The following is a 17,505-nucleotide window of genomic DNA, read 5'->3' as shown; positions in this document are numbered from 1 at the left end:
TGCGAGTCCGCAGCGACGCCTTATTGCCCGTGATCCGTCAGCACCTTGTCGCAGCCTTTGGTGAGCCGCGTACGGTTCTGCTTGAGGCAGGCGAGCACAGCCTGATCGCCATTGTTCATCACCGGGCGGCAGAAGCGCGTGACGTCGCGTGCGCAGGCGTCGTGACCGGGCTGCTGCGCTGACGCAGCCGATGCAAACAGGATCAATGGAATGATGAAAAGAAATCTGGTCATCGCGTAACGCCTCTTACCCGGAAGATGTGCGGGGGAAGCTAGAGCGACGATCCCGAAGCCGCAACGGCTTTATTGACAGGCGGGTCTGCGCCGCCGCGTGGCTCCGGCATTCACGCCGGGGCACATCGCGAGGGGAGCGAACCGACGCAACGAGCGATCGTTGCTGTTACTGACTGTCCTGGGCGTCAGCGACCTTGCGTGACGCGCCGCCCTTGGCGAGTTCCTTATCCATCACGGTGCGGCAACCGGCGCTCAGATCCGAACGATGCTTCATCATGCACGCCGTGATCTTCGGGATGTTCGGGATTTCCGACGAGCACAGGCGGAAGGCGTCGCCCGTGCACTGCTGCTGCGCTTCGGACGAGAAGGCGAAGCTGGAGCCGGTCGAGGCGATCGAGAGGATGGCGGCAAAGCCCAGAGCCAGGCTGATGTCGCGGATCTTGCTACTCAAGGACTTGGCGTTCAGAGACTTGGTGTTCAGAGACTTGGTGTTCAGCGAGTTGGTCATTTGAAGCTCCCATTGGCACCGCTGGAAGCGGGCCCGTTGTTGATGGGATCGACCATGCTCCAGCAAAACAGTTTCCACTGTGATGACGGTCACGGGAGGCCCACCCTCTGTGACTATGGTCACGTTGGCGCACCTCGCTGAAATTCCTTCCCATCCGCTGCCGTGTTGGTGTCACGTTAACTGTTCCTTCGCATTAATGGCTCGGCGAGCGGGAAATTCCGCCGGTTTGGTTGCGTAATTGGAAAGAATGGCGATGCGTAATGCGTTAGGCCTGATGCTGGCCAGTGTAGTTGCGGCGGTCGTGATTGCCGCCGGCGGTTGGTTTTATTATTCCTCGCGCGCCGACCAGGCCGCTCCCAAGACAATTGCCGCCCGTGCCGCCGATCCATTGCCGGCACAGGCGAAGCTCGCCGCCAAGGACGACGTCGCGACCACGGCGACGATTGCGGCCAAGCCGGCCGCAGCCGCCCCGGCGCCCGCACCCGCACCGATGCCGGTGCAGCAGAAATCGACCTGCGCCAATCCCAACGCGCTCGGCGTCTCCCGGGTGGTCGAGATCGACACCACCGGCGGTCCGGGCTTCGGCTTCGATCATTTCAAGCAGTTCGACTTCCTCACCGACAAAGAGGTCGTGCTGACCTTCGATGACGGCCCCTGGCCGGTCAACACGCCCGCCGTGCTGAAGGCGCTCGCGGATGAATGCACCAAGGGCCTATTCTTCTCGGTCGGCAAGCATGCGACCTACCATCCGGAAATCCTGCGTCAGGTGCTGGCCCAGGGCCACACGGTCGGCGCGCACACCTGGTCGCACGTCAATCTGAACGGCAAGAAGATGACGGAGCAAATGGCCAAGGACGAGGTCGAGAAGGGCTTCAGCGCAGTGAGGTTTGCGCTCGGCACCAATCCCGCACCGTTCTTCCGCTTCCCGCAGCTTCAGCACAATCCGGCGATCGTGAGCTATTTCGGCACTCGCAACGTCGCGATGTTCTCGACCGACATCGACTCCTTCGACTTCAGGAAGGGCGCAACGCCGGAGAAGATCATCGAGACCGTGATGACCAGGCTCGACAAGCTCGGCAAGGGCATCATCCTGATGCACGACTTCCAGAAGCACACCGGCGAAGCCATGCCGGCGCTGCTCGCGCGTCTCAAGGCCGGCGGCTACAAGGTCGTGCAGATGAAGGCCAAGACGACCTTCCAGACGCTGCCGGAATATGACGAGGCGCTGCTGAAGGACCTGAAGGTGCCGACCTCGAGCGCGCGTCCGATCGGGAGCGTGGTGCAGACGGTTTCGCAGTAACGCGTCAGTCCGATCCAAAACTCTTGCGTCATAGCCGGGCTTGTCCCGGCCATATGCTTTTTGAGAGCAGGCATCTTACCAGTAGATGCCGTGACGATGCAGTTCGCTGATGATGCGGCCTTCGGTCCAGCTGCGCTTGTGCTTCGGCTTGTCTGCCTTGGCCGTCGTCTTCGCGGCGGGTTGGGTCGTCGTCGCGGGCGCTGAGGCCGTGGTGGTCGTCGGTGTTGGTGCGGCGGCCGCCGCAGGCGGAGTGAGCGAAACCGCCGGCGGGCGATCGAGATATTTCGGAGCTTCGGCGGCTGGCGCTGCTTCGCTCACCTGCGTCGGCGCGGCAGCAAGCGCCGGCGCCGTTTGCTGAACCGAAGCCGGCTCGCTCACCGCGGACAGTGACAGGCTGCGCGGACCTCCGGCCTGGGCAGAGGCAGAGACCAGCACCATGGTGGCCACCAGAATGATCTTGCGCATATGAATCTCCCCGTGTTTGGTGTGAGCTGGACACTAGGAGAGCCGCGCTCGGGGTAATGTGATGCGAATCACGCCGGCGGCATCCCTCGCATCTGTTCATTGGCTACCGGCGAACGCTCAGCTCCCGGATCGCAAAATCGAGGTCGCGGGGATCGCCCGGGAAATGCGTGACGGCATTGGTGTCCAATTCGACCACGAGCGTCTCGTCGCTTGCGAATCGATCCAACGGAAATGACAACGGGCCTGCGGGCACGACGCCTTTGTAGATCTCACGTCCATTGATCTTGACCAGGAATTCGTTTCCGGAGATCGGCATGGGCCACAATTCGAGCTTCAACGTGCGCGCCGGTATCAAAGGCTTGTTCGGAATCTCGAGGCGCGCGTTCGGCGATGCCCATTGAAGCGCACCGCCAGGGGTCATTTCCTTGCCGAAAAGGCCGCGCGTTGCGATCCCCGGCGGAGCTTCTGCGCCGACCTCAAGCACATTGCGTTGCCCATCCATGAATTCGCGCGAAGACAGGTCTGTGGCCACGGATATCAGCCGCTGCCCCGGATTGGCCGTGAGCCGTCCGGACGCCACCAGACAGTCGAACTTTTCAAAGCCTTCGGGAAAATACGGCCGCCCCGCCCTGTCGGGCCAGGACATGATTCGCGGCGCCGCCCAAGGCACACGAAGCTCCGCTGCGAGCCGGCGCAACAAATTGTGCATCATCGGATTCACAACATCGATGACGAGTCCGTTGCAGCTCTTGATGTCCGCCGACAGGCGATTGTAGTCCCAGTCGAGAGACGTCGCCTTTTGCGCGTTGACCTGCGCGGCGGCGGTCGGAAGACCCGGAAGACCCGCGCCCACCGCTTGCATCACCAGCAGCGGCCGCAATATGCCGAGGCCGAGGTGAACAGCCACGACGACGGCAACGGCGGCAACGGCGCCTGGATTCCACCGCTTCGCAGCCAAGGGAGCCAAGGGAGCAACGACAAGAGTGAAGAGCATCGGCATCGCCATGGCCAGGCCCTTGCCCGCGGCCCAACCATGACCGGCCGCGAGGATGGCAATGGGTACGAGGCATCCGGCAAGGCTGCCTGCCAGGAGTCGAGCAGCGCTTCCGTCCGGATCGGCGCGCCAGATCGTCCACGCTGTTCTTGCAATCCCCCTCAACAGCACGAACAGAAAGCCATAGAGCAGCAATTTCCACGCGACCGCCGCGGCGAAGGGCCAACCCGCCGACGGCAGCACCGCATAGAGGCCGAGACCCGCAAGCGCGGATTCGACGGGCAATGAGAACCAGGCGTTCGCCAACTCTCCGATACGACTGTCGGGACTGGTGATGACAGCGAGAAAGTTCGCGTCGCTGCCAAATAGGTAACGCTGATAGTACTTCCACCAGTCTGGCGGGTTGATCGCTGCATGACTCAGCTGGCGGACGACATAGGCAACCGTGCCGGACCAGAGCGGGATGCACGCGAGCAGCGATATTCCCACACCCGCCGCCAAGCCTGACGCAGCCACGGGCAAGGCCTTGCGCGAGGCGCGATGCCAGCAGCCCATCGCGGCCGCAACCGCCGCGGCGGGACCGTAGATCGTCAGCGATTCCGGGTAGAGAAAGAACGCGCCTGTCATCAAGGCCGCAAAGACCGCTCCCAACCGCATGATCGAGCCGGGCATCTGCCCAAAGCGATTGTGGTCGAAGGCGAAAGCCACGAATGCGAGCAGAAGCAGGAAGATCGGCTGCGTCGCAAGCTGCGACCAGGCGTTGATATCGAAGACGTACTGCTCGAAGAATCCAATCGTAAGCGCGGCGGCGCACGCAAACCCCAGCCAGCGCCGCATCGAGAGCGCGTTGACAAAGACGAACAGCGCCGCAAACAGCATGTTGAGCTGCATGCCGACCATATACGGATAGGCGCAATCGACGACATCGCCGCGACTGATGGCGGCGATTGCCGCATGGATCATCGACACGGCGCCGCGATAGTCGACGAACTTCAGCGCCATCACTGAAATTGGATTGGAGTTCGTCTCGTCGGCGCCCTGGACTGCCAGGGTTGCGTGGTCGAGCACCCGATACGAAACCGAGGAGCCCACGTACAGCATGTGATCGTAGACGTTGGCCTGGAAAACGCGGAAGCGCGCGCCTCCGGTCCAGCCGGGAGCAAGACACACCATCGCAATAGCCGCGACCGCGATCGCCATCGCAAGCCGGCGTCCGAACGATGGCTCGGGCCGCCGACGCAGCGCCGGAAAGCGCATTGCGGCGGCAATGACAAGACCGGCGATTGCCATCGCAAGCAGCGTCACCCATGGAGCGACGCCGGAGAGATACAGGACCGCGGTTCCTGCGGCGAGAAGGCCGAAGCCAAGCGGCGGCGCGAGCGCCCAGCGCACAGCAAACTGGTCCGACGGCAGAAGCAGGGAGAACGGAAGACCAATGGCGCCGCTCGTGAGCGCGACGAGCCCAACCACCAGGATATCGTGCATGCTGCCTCGCGCCGCCGCATTGCCTTTAGTTTCGGCCGTCCGGACGCGCTGTCAATCCAAGGCAAATGACCAAAGCGCGCGGCACGCGGGCCGCGAAGCATTGTCAGCTTCATGCATGATTTGGGATATTTCGACCTGGAGCAGAAAACCCTGCAACGTCTCGACTTAGGTCCGTTCCGTCACCAAAATCTTCGGGCCGGACGCTGGGGCGCTGGTGCCGCAAGAGGGATTCGAACCCCCGACCCCGTCATTACGAATGACGTGCTCTACCAACTGAGCTATTGCGGCGAACCTTGCCGGGGCCCGCGCGAGGCCGGTCCCGTTACGCGCGCTCCTGATATCGGGCATGGCCCGAATTGGCAAGGTGGCGCCGGCTCTCAAATGCCGCTCACCCGCCCCAGCGAGACCAGAATCCGCGCCAGCCGCCGGCTTGGGCCTTCGCGTGGTCCCTGGGCGTGCCGATTTGTTCCGTAAATTCATCGCTCAGACCCTCGTCGTCGATCCCTGGATCATCAGGGGCGCGGACGATCGGGATAACGGCGGGAATAGGTGCTGGTGTGGGCTTGCCGAGGTCGGCGCGGGTCCGGAACACCGGCGTTGCCGCCGCCGGCGATGATTCGACGATCTCGGGGGCCTGTTGGACCGGCTCGGCGGGCGTGATGGCCGGCTCTTCCTTGGCTGTTTCCTTGACAGTTTCCCCGGCGATTTCCTTTGAGATTTCCTTGTCCTCAAGGGGCGGCGAATTGTCCTGCGGGGCAGGCACCGGATCCGGCGCCGTGACAACCGGTTCCGCCGGGCCTTCGCTCGGGGCCGCCGTCACCCGCTTCGGCGGCGGAGCCGCCAGCATGGCTTCCTCGAACGCCGAGGATTCGATCATCGCGCCACCGTCGGAAGGAAGACTAGCGACCGGCGTCTGCCACTGGAACGCGTCAAGCCGGCCGGTGACCGGGGACACCGGACGCCAGCGGTCGCTGACATAACCGTCCGCGGTCCAGGCCGGATCATGGCGGGCGCGCACCGCGCGCAAAGTCCAGGCGCGGGCCCGGCCGCCGTCACCATGCTCGGTGCGCTCGATCTCGGCCATCAGCAGCGCCACGCGCTGGGTCGGATCGTTGACGTAAGGCGCGAGCACCGCGCGCGCACGGGCGAACTCGGACGCATCGATCGCGGCGCGCGCGATCGCCAGCTGGCCTTCGACATAACCGGCCTTGTCGGCAGGAATTTTGGCCGCAAGCGTCTCGACCCGCTGCAGACGCTGCCGCGCGGAATCGCCGAGCTTCACATGCGCATAGGCATCCGCGAGATCAGGATGCGGATTGGCGAGCCAGGCGGTTTCCACCAGCTTCATGGCGCGGCGCACCTGATGCGCCTCACTCTCGAATTTTGCGGCGAGCACTGCGGCCGGGACCAGGGTAGGCGCGAGCTTGACCGCCTGCATCACGCTCTCGCGCGCGACGTCGCGGTCCATCGTTTCCAATTCCAGCGCGCGTGCGGCGAGCAGCACGCCGCGCTGGCGGCGATAGGCCTGCTTGTCGATCAGACCCGCGGACAGATTCGAATCGAGGATCGCGAGCGCGCCGCTCCAGTCGCCGCGCGCGCAGCGGAAGCCGAGCACCGCATGCGAGGCCCAGGTCGAAGACGGCGACAGCTTGATCGCTTCCTCGGCGATCATCACCGCGCCGACCGCATCGTCGGCGCGCTGCGCCTCGATGAACAGACCGCGCAGGCCGAGCAGGCGCGTGTCCTCGCGCTCGGCCATGGCACGGAAGACCCGCTGGGCCTCGTCGCGATTGCCCTCGAGCTGCGCCGATTGCGCATGCAAGAGAAGCGCGAGCGGATCGTTTGCGGCCAGCCGCCGCGCGGTATCGGCGTGGCGACGGGCAAGCGCGGTGTCGCCGTGGCCGATCGCAAGCAGGCCGTGGGTGATGGCGTGGCGGCCGCGCGCATGACGCTTTTCGTGACGGCGGCGGCGCAGACGCCCCGGAGCGCGCCAGGCCATCGTCAGCAGGCTCCAGACCAGCACGACTGCCGCGGCAAAGAGGCCCAGCAAGAACACGAATCTGGGAAGCGTCGTTGTGGCGCGGAAGGCGCCTGCGGTCAGGACGAGGTCGCCGGGCTGGTCGGCAACCCAGGCCGCGCCGGCCGCCGCCAGCGCGATCAGGACGAGGAAGAGGACGATGCGAAGCATGACGATCCCTATACGCGCGGATTGTTGCGCGAACCTTTATTGACCAGGCTTGACGAGATCCGCCATGGCGGCGTCGGCGAATTTGCGTGAGGCGGCGAGCGCGGCGTCACGGGCATCGGCCTTGTCGAGCCAGGCTTGCGCCGGTGCACGATCGGCCTCCGGCAGCGTCTTCAACTCGCGCCGTGCCTCGACGAAATCGTTGCGCAACGCAGCCGCCGTCACCCGCGCGACGATGGCGCCGCGATCATTGCCGACCCCATCGGTACGCTCGATGCGGACGAGTTTCGACGCCCCTGCCTGAAGGCGCTCGACGATGCCGGTGCCGCTGGCCGGAGCTTCCGCCGGCGGCGACAATTTCGGCACGATGTTGAGGAGCTCGCGACTGAGCGCGACCGGCGTCGGAATGCCTGACGAAGCAAAGGTGTCGAGCGGCTTCAGCATATCCGGCTTTGCTGCCAGCGACCGCGCGGCGGCGAGCTGCGATTCGTAGGCGTCGCCGTGGCGAACGGCGACGTCGAGCAGGGCCGCCGCCACCACGTGGCGCAGCGGCTTGTCGTCCATCGTCTTCGCTTCGGCGATCTTCTCGCTTTGCTGCGCGAGTTCCGCACGTTCGGTCTTGCTGGCACGCTCGAGCTGCGCGAGGCGGTCGTTGAGAGCGGCAAGATCGGGCGCGGCAGCGCGCGGCGCCGATGTCGCGTCGTTCAGGGCGCTCGCAGTCTTGTCGGATTGTGCGCGCAGATTGGCGATGTCGCTGCGCAGGATCGTTGCCGATTTCTCCAGCGCATCGATCCGCGCCACCATGGCCGGATCGGCGGCAGGCTTGCCCGCCTTGGCTTCGACCGCGGCCACGCGCCCGCTCAGCGCCTCGACGGTTGCGCCCGTCACTTGTGGAGCAGCCGGCGGCGCCTGCACCGCAGGCCAGCCCAGCATCCAGCCGACCGCGATCACAATGGCGGCTGCCACGGCGCCGGAGAACGGAGCGATAACCCAGGGTGAAATTGACGGCGATACCGACGCGGACGCAACGGAAGATTCTTCCTGGGCAAGCTCGGGCTTCGGCTCGGCATGAGATTCTTCGGACTTTGCCTCTTGAGATTTTTCCTCCTGAGACTTTTCCTCCTGAGACTTGCCCTCTTCAGATTTGGCCTGCTCATGCGCGGCCTGTTCGGTCGCTGCCTCAGGCTCGCCCGCCACCTCCTGCGGCTGGGTCGAGACCTCGGTCGCCTGGAGGTCGATGGTGGGCGGGATGCGCTTGGCGCGGCCGGACTCGGGAGCCAATCCTGCGTCTTCAGGCTTGTCGTCGGCCATCGTGACGGTTCCTCACACTTACATGCCCTGAACGAACGGATCCGATTGCGTCGGATTCGGCCCGACCTCTTACGCCAAACGGGTGCGCAAAGCACGCTCCAAGGTGTCAAATAGGGCATTTTCGTCCGGCGTCGCCGCCACCAGAACCTGCGAGGCACCCGCCTCGCGCAGCACGCCCGCGACCGTCTCGGACAGGCAGCATTGCGGGATCGCCAGAGCCGAGATTTCGACACCTTCGGCGCGCGCGGCCTCCAGGAAAGCCCGCGCGCTGCGCCGGGAGTAATGCAGCACCGCCTCGATCCCATGGGCGGCAAAGCCCTCACAGACATCGCGCGGCAACAGCTTGACCGGCGCCATGCGGTAGGTCGTCTGCGTGACGACGTTGAAGCCTTCGGCGCCCAGCTCACCGCCGAGGTCGCGCGACAGGTCCGCGCCCGCGAGATAGAGCAACGTGCTCTTTTTCTTCAGCCGCTTGTCGCGCGCGCTCTGCATCACCTTGTCGCGCAAGGCCGCGGCATCGCCGCCGGCGACGACCACCTCGGCAAAGCCGGCATCGCGCGCGGCGGCGGCCGTGTGCTCACCGACCGCGAACAGCGGCAGCTCCTGGAGACCAAGGCCCCGCAATTGCGGCGCGACGCCACGGATCGCATTGGCCGACGTGACAATGACGGCGCTGTAGCTTGTCTCACTCTCGTCATGGAAGGCGACCGGCTCGAACTTGAGCACCGGGGCGAGCAGCGCCACATGCCCCCGTGCACGAAGATTTTCCGACGTCGCCTCATTGTCGGGATGCGGCCGTGTGACAAGAATGGACATCGCTTGTGTTCCCGAACCACGTGGCGGTGGCGCTTTCACGAGGGACGGCCGCGCGTGACGATTGCGTTGGCCGACCCCGGAATGCTACCGGACGTACCAGAACTCTGCTTTGCGGATGAGCGCAAGGGGCGTGAGAAGGGCGCAAATTGGATAACAATTCGCCAATGCTGGTACTGGGCATCGAAACCACCTGCGACGAGACCGCCGCGGCGGTGATCGAGCGTGCGCCTGACGGCACAGGCAAGATCCTGTCCAATGTCGTGTGGTCGCAGGTCGAGGAACATGCCCGCTTCGGCGGCGTGGTGCCGGAGATCGCGGCCCGCGCCCATGTCGACCTGCTCGACGGCATCATCGACCGCGCCATGACTGAGGCCGGCATCGACTTCGCCCAGCTCGACGGTGTCGCGGCCGCCGCAGGCCCGGGACTGATCGGCGGCGTCATCGTCGGGCTCACCACCGCGAAGGCGATCGCGATGGTGCACGACACGCCGCTGGTCGCGGTGAACCATCTGGAAGCGCATGCGCTGACACCGCGCCTGACCGACGCACTCGAATTTCCCTATTGCCTGTTTCTCGCCTCTGGCGGCCATACCCAGATCGTTGCCGTCACCGGCGTCGGCCAGTATGTGCGGCTCGGCACCACCGTCGACGATGCGATCGGCGAGGCCTTCGACAAGGTCGCGAAAATGCTGGGCCTGCCCTATCCGGGCGGGCCGCAGGTCGAGCGTGCGGCAGTCAGCGGCGATCCGGCGCGATTTGCGTTTCCGCGGCCGCTGCAGGGACGCCCCGACGCCAACTTCTCGTTATCGGGATTGAAGACGGCGGTGCGCAACGAAGCGAGCCGGTTGGCCGAGATCACACCGCAGGACGTCAGCGATCTCTGCGCGAGCTTCCAGGCCGCCGTGCTCGACTCCACGGCCGACCGGTTGAGCGTCGGTCTGAAACTCTTCCGCGAGCAGTTCGGTGCACCACGTGCGCTGGTGGCGGCCGGCGGCGTTGCCGCCAATCAGGCGATCCGCAGCGCCTTGCATGAGGTTGCGAGCAAAGCCGGTACACAATTGATCATGCCGCCGCCGGCGCTCTGCACCGACAACGGCGCGATGATCGCCTGGGCCGGCGCCGAACGTCTCGCGCTCGGCATGATCGACACGATGGAAGCACAGCCTCGCGCGCGCTGGCTGCTCGATGCGAACGCGACGGCACCGGCCGGATACGGCAAGACACGCGCGGGATTCTAGCAATGACAGCGTTCCGATCTGTCGCGGTGATCGGCGCGGGCGCCTGGGGCACGGCGCTGGCGATGGTGGCGGCGCGGGCCGGACGGAACGTGACGCTGTGGGCGCGCAATCCCGAGCACGCGATGCGGATCGCATCGAGCCGCGACAATCCGCGACTGCCCGGCGTGCGGCTTGCTCCGGAGATCATCGTCACGAGCGACCTGGCGCTCGCCGCGCGCGCGGATATGCTGCTGATCGCAGTGCCCGCGCAGCATCTGCGCGGTGCTGTCAACATGCTCGCCTCGCATCTGGCTAGACCGGTGCCGATCATTGCCTGCGCCAAGGGCATCGAGCACGGCACCCATAAATTCATGACCGACGTGATCGTCGAGGCCGCGCCTCACGCGCAGCCGGCGATCCTGTCGGGCCCGAGCTTTGCCGACGATGTCGCGCGTGGCCTGCCGACCGCGGTCACGCTGGCGGCGAGGGAAGAAACGCTGGCCAACCATCTGGTGCAGGCGCTGGGCTCGCCGACGTTCCGGCCCTATCACTCCACCGATGTCCGTGGCGTCGAGATCGGCGGCGCCGCCAAGAACGTGCTCGCGATCGCGGTCGGCATCGCGGTCGGGCGCAAGCTCGGCGCTTCCGCACAGGCCGCACTCACCACCCGCGCCTTTGCCGAGCTGACACGCCTCGGCCGCGCGCTCGGCGCACGCAGCGAAACACTCACGGGCTTGTCTGGCCTCGGCGATCTGATCCTGACCTGCTCGAGCCCACAATCGCGCAATTTCGCGCTCGGCCTGGCGCTTGGCCGCAGCGAGCAGCCGCCCGCCGGCAAGCTTGCCGAAGGCGAATTCACCGCGCCGGTACTGATCGAACTCGCGGCTTCGCAAAACATCGAAATGCCGGTATCGGAAGCCGTCGCATCGATTCTGACCGGCAGAAGCACGATCGACGCCGCGATCTCGGGGCTCATGACGCGACCTTTCAAGGCAGAGGAATGAACATGGCGTACTGGCTGGTGAAATCCGAGCCATCGGTGTGGTCCTGGGACCAGCAGGTGGCGAAAGGCGCCAAGGGCGAAGCCTGGACCGGCGTGCGCAATTACACCGCGCGCCAGAATCTCGTCGCGATGAAGAAGGACGACAAGGCGTTCTTCTATCATTCCAACGAGGGCAAGGAGATCGTCGGCATCGCGGAAGTTATCAAGGAAGCCTACCCCGATCCGACCGACAAGACCGAGAAATTCGTCTGCGTCGACATCAAGGCCGACAAGCCGTTGAAGATTCCGGTGACGATGGCCGCGATCAAGGCCGAGAAGAAGCTCGCCGACATGGCACTGGTGAAATATTCGCGGCTCTCGGTGCAGCCGGTAACAGCCGAGGAATGGAAGCTCGTCTGCAAGATGGGCGGGATGTAGTTGCTGCCGTAGCCCGGATGGAGCGCAGCGCAATCCGGGACTACTGCTGCGATCCCGCATGTTGCTACGCTCATGCGGGCTACGATATCGGAGCTTGCTTCTCCGGCAGCGCAAACACCTCGCATGGCGCGGCAATGCCGCGCAGCGCATGCGCTCCGAGCGCGATCAGAGGCATGTCCGCCTCGGCGGCGAGCGCGCCCGACACCAGCACGGTTCTGCCGAGCGGCTTGCACAATCCTTCGAGCCGGCTGGCGAGATTGACGGCGGGGCCGATCGCCGTGAAGTCGAGCCGATTGGCGGCGCCGATATTGCCCCATAGCATCTCGCCAAGATGCAGCGCCGCGCCGAACGCGAGCGGCGGCAGATTTTGGGCACGGCGCTCCGCGTTGAGATACGTCATTCCGGCTTCGGCGGCGCTCGCGGCACGCAGAGCCGCATCGCATGCTTGGCGCGGTGAGGCCCCGACCACCGGAAAGATCGCGAGCACGCCGTCGCCGATGAATTTCAGCACCTCGCCGCCGAAAGCGTGAACCGCGCCGGCGATGCGATCGAACCAGGCATCGAGCGCCGCGATCACGCCGGCAGGCGGTGTGGTTTCCGACAGGAGCGTGAAGTTGCGCAGATCGGCATAGAGCAGCGCGGCCTGAATGGTCTCGCCGAGATCGCGCCGAAGGGGTGCCGCCAGCACCCGCTCCGCGCTGCGCTTGCCAAGATATGCATCCAGCGTCGCGCGCAAGGTTGCACGCGCGGCAAGCGCCGCAAGAGGTGTCGCGGCAAAGCGCGCGGCCTGGCGCAATTGCTCGGTCTCGTCCGCGGTGAACGTACGCGGTCCAATCCAACCGAGCAACGGCCCGTCGGGCCGTCCAACCAAATCTTCGTGCACCTCACCGCCCGCGATGTCGCGCAGCCAGCGGCGGCCGGCATCGTTAGGCGGGTCGGGCGCGAGGCCGCCTGGTGCGAAGCCAAGCGCCTCGATCACCCGACCGTTCTCCGCGTGCCACAACCATGTCCGCTTCGCGATCAGCGGATGCGGCACCTCGAGTGTCAGGCTGCCTGCCGCAAGCGGCACGCCGTCGGCGACCAGTTGTGCGCCGAGATCCGCGAGCAGGCGGTCGGCCCCGGTGCTATCGGCGGCGGCATCGACAAGCCAGGCGAGCGTCGGCGAGAGGTGCATGGCCCGATCATGACGAACGCAAGCGGTCTTTGTCACGGCAATCCTTGACGGGCCGCTCGCGCGCCGCCATGTCCCAGCGTCAGCCCAGGATGATCGCCGATGACCGAACCGTTCATAGTGCGACGCGAGACCCAGATCGCCGCCCCACGCGCCACCGTTTTCGCTTACCTGACCGACCCCGAGAAGATTTTGAGCTGGATGGGTTCCGACGCGACCACGGAGCCACATCCCGGCGGGCTGTATCTGCTCAAAGGCATCGGCCCCCGCGGCGGCGTTGCCCGCGGCGCGTTCCGCGAAGTCGTGCCGGTGCATCGTCTCGCCTACACGTTTGGATGGGAGGGCGGCCAGGAAGTGCCGCCCGGCTCGAGCCTGATCGAGATCGACCTGATCGAACACGACGGCGGCACATTGCTGCGCATGACCCATAGCGGGCTGCCGACCGAGGAACAGGCTGCCGCACACGCGACGGGATGGGCGCATTATCTGGGACGACTCACGACCGCAGCCGCGGGAAGCAATCCCGGTCCCGACAACGGCGTTCCCACCAAGGCGTAACGACGCCAGGTCAGACCGCCGCGGTCGCCACCACCTGCTGCAAAAGTTGCTCGCGCCTGGCCTGCGAGCGCTGGCCCTTCATGGTCGCGGCGAAGCGTTCGAGGATGCCGTCCTCGAACGCGGTGACGATGGTATCGTGAACATAGCTCTTGCGGCAGATCGCCGGCGTGTTGGAGAGCTGATCGGCAGCGCCGCGGATCGCCTCCAGCACCTGCTTCTTGCGGCCGCGCTGGCTGGTCGCCGGCGTGATCCGCGACAGCGATTCCACGACGACGGCAGAGGCCATCAGCGTGCGGAAATCCTTCAGCGAGATCTTGATGCCGGCGATCTCGCGCAGAAACGCGTTCACCTGGGTGGTGCTGACCGCACGCACGATGCCATAGGGATCGCGATACTGGAACATGCGCTTGCCGGGAACGTCCTGCAAAATCCCAATGGCACGCACGAGCTTGGCCGCGTCGCATTCCTTGCGCACAGCCTTGCCGCCCTTCGCCTTGAAGGTCAGCACGAAGCTGTCGTCTTCCAGCGAGACGTTGGACTTCAGCAGCGTGGTGGCGCCGCGGGTGCCGTTGAGACGGGCATAAGATTCGTTGCCGGGGCGGATCGCGGTGCGCGCAATCAGTTCGATGACGGCGGAGAGCGCGAACTCGCGGGTCGGCTCGTCGCCCGACAGGAACGCCGAGACCTTGCGCCGGATCTTGGGCAGCGCGCCGACGAGCTTCTCCAGGCGATGCGCCTTGCGTTGCTCGCGGACCTTCTCCCAATCGGCGTGATAGCGATATTGCAGCCGGCCCGCGGCATCGCGTCCCACCGCCTGGAGATGCGTGCTCGGATCGGCCGAGTAGCGCACCTCGCGATAGGCCGGCGGCACTGCCATCGAATGCAGCCGCCGAATGGTGCGGGCATCGCGGATGTGAACGCCGTTGGGCCGCACGAAGGAATAGCCCTTGCCGCGCCTGATGCGACGAATGGTCAGCTCGTTCTGGTCGCCGAGCCGCAGGCCCAGTTCCTTGGCGAGGGCCTCGACCGTCGCCGCAGGCGCCGTGTCGAACGCTTTTTTTGGGCTGGGACGGCCGGAACCGGCCGGTTTCGGCCATTGTCCGAGGGCTTTGGCCAGCGCAATGGCTGCAGGATCGGCTGAAGCGGGCCGCAAAGTCCCGAGATTCTGCTGATCCATCATAGTCTTATGCCTTAGCCCTGTCTGTTATCGGTCAATGCCGCTGTTCTGATTTTTGTTCCAAGGGGTCTCGTTGGGCCCGGGTTGGCCATTTAGGGTGTTCCGAACCGCATTGCGAGTCCCGAATCAGTGAGGGCGGTTTCTAAATACCGCTGCCGGGAGCATGGCGCTCTGCGCCGGCCCATTCCGAGGAGCTCGGTAAAGACCCGAAAGCCCCCGTCGCCCTGTTTCAAAACTGCGACAGTCGCACGAAGCGGCTTGATCCTCCGCATGGCCGGCTGCTCGCCGAAGGTCCAGCTTGTGCACCTTGTCGGGTCCGGTTAGCCCGACGCATAATCGGTTCAACGATCAAGTCGGCTCGCCCGTGGTCTGTGCTCGGCTTGCCGTATGTGGAGGGAAACATGTCCGAGAAGATCTACGACGTCCCCGCGGAATGGGCGAAGCGCGCCTGGGTCGACCAGGCCAAGTACAAGGACATGTACGCCCGCTCGATCTCGGACCCGAACGGTTTCTGGGCGGAGCAGGCCAAGCGCATCGACTGGATGCACGCTCCGACCAAAATCGAGAACGTCTCCTTCGCGCCCGGCAACATCTCGATCAAATGGTTCGAGGACGGCATCCTCAACGTCGCCCATAATTGCATCGACCGGCATCTCCACAGCCGCGCCAACCAGACCGCGATCATCTGGGAAGGCGACGATCCCTCACAATCCCGGCACATCACTTACAAGGAGCTGCACGACGAGGTCTGCCGGATGGCCAACATCCTGCGCACCCGGAACGTCAAGAAGGGCGACCGTGTCACCATCTACCTGCCTATGATTCCGGAGGCGGCCTACGCGATGCTGGCCTGCGCGCGGATCGGCGCGATTCACTCCGTGGTGTTTGCCGGCTTCTCGCCCGACAGTCTCGCCCAGCGCATCAACGACTGCCAGTCCAAGGTGATCATCACCGCGGATGAGGGCCTGCGCGGCGGCAAGAAGGTGCCGCTGAAGGCCAATGTCGACGCGGCGCTCGCCAAGGCAGACGGCGTCGACTGGGTCGTCGTGGTCAAGCGCACCGGCGGCGCGGTCGAAATGAATCCCTCGCGCGACCTCTGGTACCACGACGCCGCCAAAATGGTGACGACGGAATGCCCGGTCGAGCACATGCACGCCGAGGATCCGCTGTTCATCCTCTACACCTCGGGCTCGACGGGCCAGCCCAAGGGCGTGCTGCACACCTCCGCCGGCTATCTCGTGTTCGCCGCGATGACGCATCAATACGTCTTCGACTATCACGACGGCGACATCTACTGGTGCACCGCCGACGTCGGCTGGGTCACCGGCCACAGCTACATTCTCTACGGACCGCTAGCCAACGGCGCGACCACGCTGATGTTCGAAGGCGTGCCGAATTACCCGGATAATTCGCGATTCTGGAACGTCATCGACAAGCACAAGGTCAACATCTTCTACACCGCGCCGACCGCGATCCGCGCGCTGATGCAGAGCGGCGACGCGCCCGTGAAGAAGACCTCGCGCGCCAGCCTGCGCCTGCTCGGCTCTGTCGGCGAGCCGATCAATCCGGAAGCGTGGGAGTGGTATCACCGCGTCGTCGGCGACGACCGCTGCCCGATCGTCGACACCTGGTGGCAGACCGAGACCGGCGGCATTTTGATCACGCCGCTACCCGGCGCCACCAAGCTCAAGCCGGGCTCGGCGACGCAGCCGTTCTTCGGCGTGGTGCCTGAGATCGTCGACGCCGACGGCAATGTGCTGGACGGCGAGACATCAGGCAATCTGTGTCTGACGCGGTCATGGCCGGGCCAGATGCGCACGGTCTATGGCGACCACGCCCGCTTCGAGCAGACTTATTTCTCGACCTACAAGGGCAAGTACTTCACCGGCGACGGCTGCCGGCGCGATGCGGACGGTTATTACTGGATCACCGGCCGCGTCGACGACGTCATCAACGTCTCCGGCCACCGCATGGGTACCGCCGAAGTCGAAAGCGCGCTGGTGGCGCATGAGAAGGTCTCGGAAGCCGCCGTGGTCGGTTACCCGCACGACATCAAGGGTCAGGGCATTTACGCCTATGTGACCCTGATGGCCGGCATCGAGCCAACCGAGGATCTGCGCAAGGAGCTCGTCACCTGGGTGCGCAAGGAGATCGGCCCAATCGCTGCGCCCGATCAGATCCAATTCTCGCCCGGCCTGCCCAAGACCCGCTCCGGCAAGATCATGCGCCGCATCCTGCGCAAGATCGCCGAGGACGAGCCGGGCAGCCTGGGCGACACCTCGACCCTGGCCGATCCCGGCGTGGTCGACGACCTCGTCAAGAACCGTCAGAACAAGAAGTCCGCGTAAAGGCAGTCTCGTGCCCCGGACGCAGCGCAGCGCGCATTTCGCGGTGCGCTGCTGAGCCGGGGCCCCATGCAACGGCAGACACTGTGGCTTTCTCGGTCCCGGCTCTGTGTCGCACCGCTTCGCGCTGCGCCGCGTCCGGGACACGAGACCGCATCTCCGCGTTAGCGCTCCCCGAACAACGGCCGTTCACATCCTCACGCACTTGTCAGGCGGCGCCCCGGCGCCCGAGCATCTTTCCCGCTGAGTGTTGTTTTCAGGTCATTTACTTTGTTTCGAACATTTCCTTTGTTCCCCCTGCTGGCTGGCCCTTGGCGGCC

The 17,505-nt window shown here is 65.2% G+C and carries 16 protein-coding genes and 1 tRNA gene; 7 read left to right on the top strand and 10 right to left on the bottom strand.

Translation table 11 applies throughout. The features are described 5' to 3' along the window. Positions 1 to 20: 20 nt before the first annotated feature. Together IVB45_RS00360 and IVB45_RS00355 are read right to left on the bottom strand one after the other, a co-directional pair. Positions 21 to 233: a hypothetical protein gene (locus tag IVB45_RS00360; protein ID WP_007604145.1), complete on the bottom strand. Its 213-nt coding sequence runs from the start codon at positions 231 to 233 to the stop codon at positions 21 to 23. Between the two features lie 166 nt (positions 234 to 399). Then, complete coding sequence (locus IVB45_RS00355) at positions 400 to 741, bottom strand: hypothetical protein (protein WP_247358098.1); 342 nt, start codon at positions 739 to 741, stop codon at positions 400 to 402. 253 nt (positions 742 to 994) lie between these two features. Between IVB45_RS00355 and IVB45_RS00350 the strand changes: the two genes are divergently transcribed. Further along, a complete protein-coding gene (locus IVB45_RS00350; RefSeq protein ID WP_247357311.1) occupies positions 995 to 2,041 on the top strand; it encodes a polysaccharide deacetylase family protein in 1,047 nt (348 codons plus the stop codon). A 75-nt stretch (positions 2,042 to 2,116) separates the two neighbouring features. Here the strand turns inward: IVB45_RS00350 and IVB45_RS00345 are convergent, their stop codons facing one another. Together IVB45_RS00345 and IVB45_RS00340 are read right to left on the bottom strand one after the other, a co-directional pair. Continuing rightward, a complete protein-coding gene (locus IVB45_RS00345; RefSeq protein WP_247357312.1) occupies positions 2,117 to 2,506 on the bottom strand; it encodes a hypothetical protein in 390 nt (129 codons plus the stop codon). 103 nt (positions 2,507 to 2,609) lie between these two features. Beyond that, positions 2,610 to 4,391 carry a hypothetical protein gene (locus IVB45_RS00340; protein ID WP_247357313.1) on the bottom strand — a complete coding sequence of 594 codons (1,782 nt, stop codon included), beginning with the start codon at positions 4,389 to 4,391 and terminating at the stop codon, positions 2,610 to 2,612. A gap of 165 nt (positions 4,392 to 4,556) precedes the next feature. Between IVB45_RS00340 and IVB45_RS00335 the strand changes: the two genes are divergently transcribed. Continuing rightward, entirely contained in the window at positions 4,557 to 5,054 is a 498-nt protein-coding gene (locus IVB45_RS00335) for a hypothetical protein (RefSeq protein WP_247357314.1), read from the top strand. Between the two features lie 143 nt (positions 5,055 to 5,197). Here IVB45_RS00335 and IVB45_RS00330 read toward each other — a convergent pair. From IVB45_RS00330 to IVB45_RS00315, 4 genes are all read right to left on the bottom strand, one after another. Continuing rightward, positions 5,198 to 5,273: transfer RNA gene (locus tag IVB45_RS00330), tRNA-Thr, on the bottom strand. Between the two features lie 100 nt (positions 5,274 to 5,373). Next, the gene (locus IVB45_RS00325; RefSeq protein ID WP_247357315.1) at positions 5,374 to 7,173 is read right to left on the bottom strand and encodes a heme biosynthesis HemY N-terminal domain-containing protein; all 1,800 of its coding nucleotides are present in this window, start codon (positions 7,171 to 7,173) and stop codon (positions 5,374 to 5,376) included. Between the two features lie 36 nt (positions 7,174 to 7,209). Then, positions 7,210 to 8,481 (bottom strand): hypothetical protein, encoded by a 1,272-nt coding sequence (locus tag IVB45_RS00320; RefSeq protein WP_247357316.1) that lies wholly within the window; start codon positions 8,479 to 8,481, stop codon positions 7,210 to 7,212. A gap of 69 nt (positions 8,482 to 8,550) precedes the next feature. Continuing rightward, positions 8,551 to 9,297, bottom strand: a complete 747-nt coding sequence (locus IVB45_RS00315; RefSeq protein WP_247357317.1) for a uroporphyrinogen-III synthase — start codon at positions 9,295 to 9,297, stop codon at positions 8,551 to 8,553. 164 nt (positions 9,298 to 9,461) lie between these two features. Between IVB45_RS00315 and tsaD the strand changes: the two genes are divergently transcribed. The 3 genes from tsaD to IVB45_RS00300 are packed head-to-tail and all read left to right on the top strand — an operon-like array spanning position 9,462 to position 11,934. After that, positions 9,462 to 10,535 carry a tRNA (adenosine(37)-N6)-threonylcarbamoyltransferase complex transferase subunit TsaD gene (gene tsaD, locus IVB45_RS00310; RefSeq protein ID WP_247357318.1) on the top strand — a complete coding sequence of 358 codons (1,074 nt, stop codon included), beginning with the start codon at positions 9,462 to 9,464 and terminating at the stop codon, positions 10,533 to 10,535. A gap of 2 nt (positions 10,536 to 10,537) precedes the next feature. Continuing rightward, positions 10,538 to 11,518, top strand: a complete 981-nt coding sequence (locus tag IVB45_RS00305) for an NAD(P)H-dependent glycerol-3-phosphate dehydrogenase (RefSeq protein WP_247357319.1) — start codon at positions 10,538 to 10,540, stop codon at positions 11,516 to 11,518. A gap of 2 nt (positions 11,519 to 11,520) precedes the next feature. Further along, entirely contained in the window at positions 11,521 to 11,934 is a 414-nt protein-coding gene (locus IVB45_RS00300; protein WP_247357320.1) for an EVE domain-containing protein, read from the top strand. Between the two features lie 79 nt (positions 11,935 to 12,013). On the opposite strand, the gene IVB45_RS00295 is transcribed toward IVB45_RS00300, so the two are convergent. After that, positions 12,014 to 13,108, bottom strand: a complete 1,095-nt coding sequence (locus tag IVB45_RS00295; protein ID WP_247357321.1) for an adenylate/guanylate cyclase domain-containing protein — start codon at positions 13,106 to 13,108, stop codon at positions 12,014 to 12,016. A 99-nt stretch (positions 13,109 to 13,207) separates the two neighbouring features. On the opposite strand from IVB45_RS00295, the gene IVB45_RS00290 reads away from it, so the two are divergent. Continuing rightward, positions 13,208 to 13,663, top strand: coding sequence for an SRPBCC family protein (locus tag IVB45_RS00290; protein WP_247357322.1), 456 nt, complete (start codon positions 13,208 to 13,210; stop codon positions 13,661 to 13,663). Positions 13,664 to 13,673: 10 nt separating this feature from the next. Here the strand turns inward: IVB45_RS00290 and IVB45_RS00285 are convergent, their stop codons facing one another. Then, positions 13,674 to 14,843 (bottom strand): DNA topoisomerase IB, encoded by a 1,170-nt coding sequence (locus tag IVB45_RS00285; RefSeq protein WP_247357323.1) that lies wholly within the window; start codon positions 14,841 to 14,843, stop codon positions 13,674 to 13,676. A gap of 398 nt (positions 14,844 to 15,241) precedes the next feature. Between IVB45_RS00285 and acs the strand changes: the two genes are divergently transcribed. Further along, a complete protein-coding gene (gene acs, locus IVB45_RS00280; protein ID WP_247357324.1) occupies positions 15,242 to 17,188 on the top strand; it encodes an acetate--CoA ligase in 1,947 nt (648 codons plus the stop codon). Positions 17,189 to 17,505: the final 317 nt, after the last annotated feature.

It is taken from the genome of Bradyrhizobium sp. 4 (genome assembly GCF_023100905.1).
Classification (GTDB): domain Bacteria; phylum Pseudomonadota; class Alphaproteobacteria; order Rhizobiales; family Xanthobacteraceae; genus Bradyrhizobium.
The sequence above is the reverse complement of the archived record's forward strand: the minus strand, read 5'-3'. Positions and strand labels throughout refer to the sequence as shown.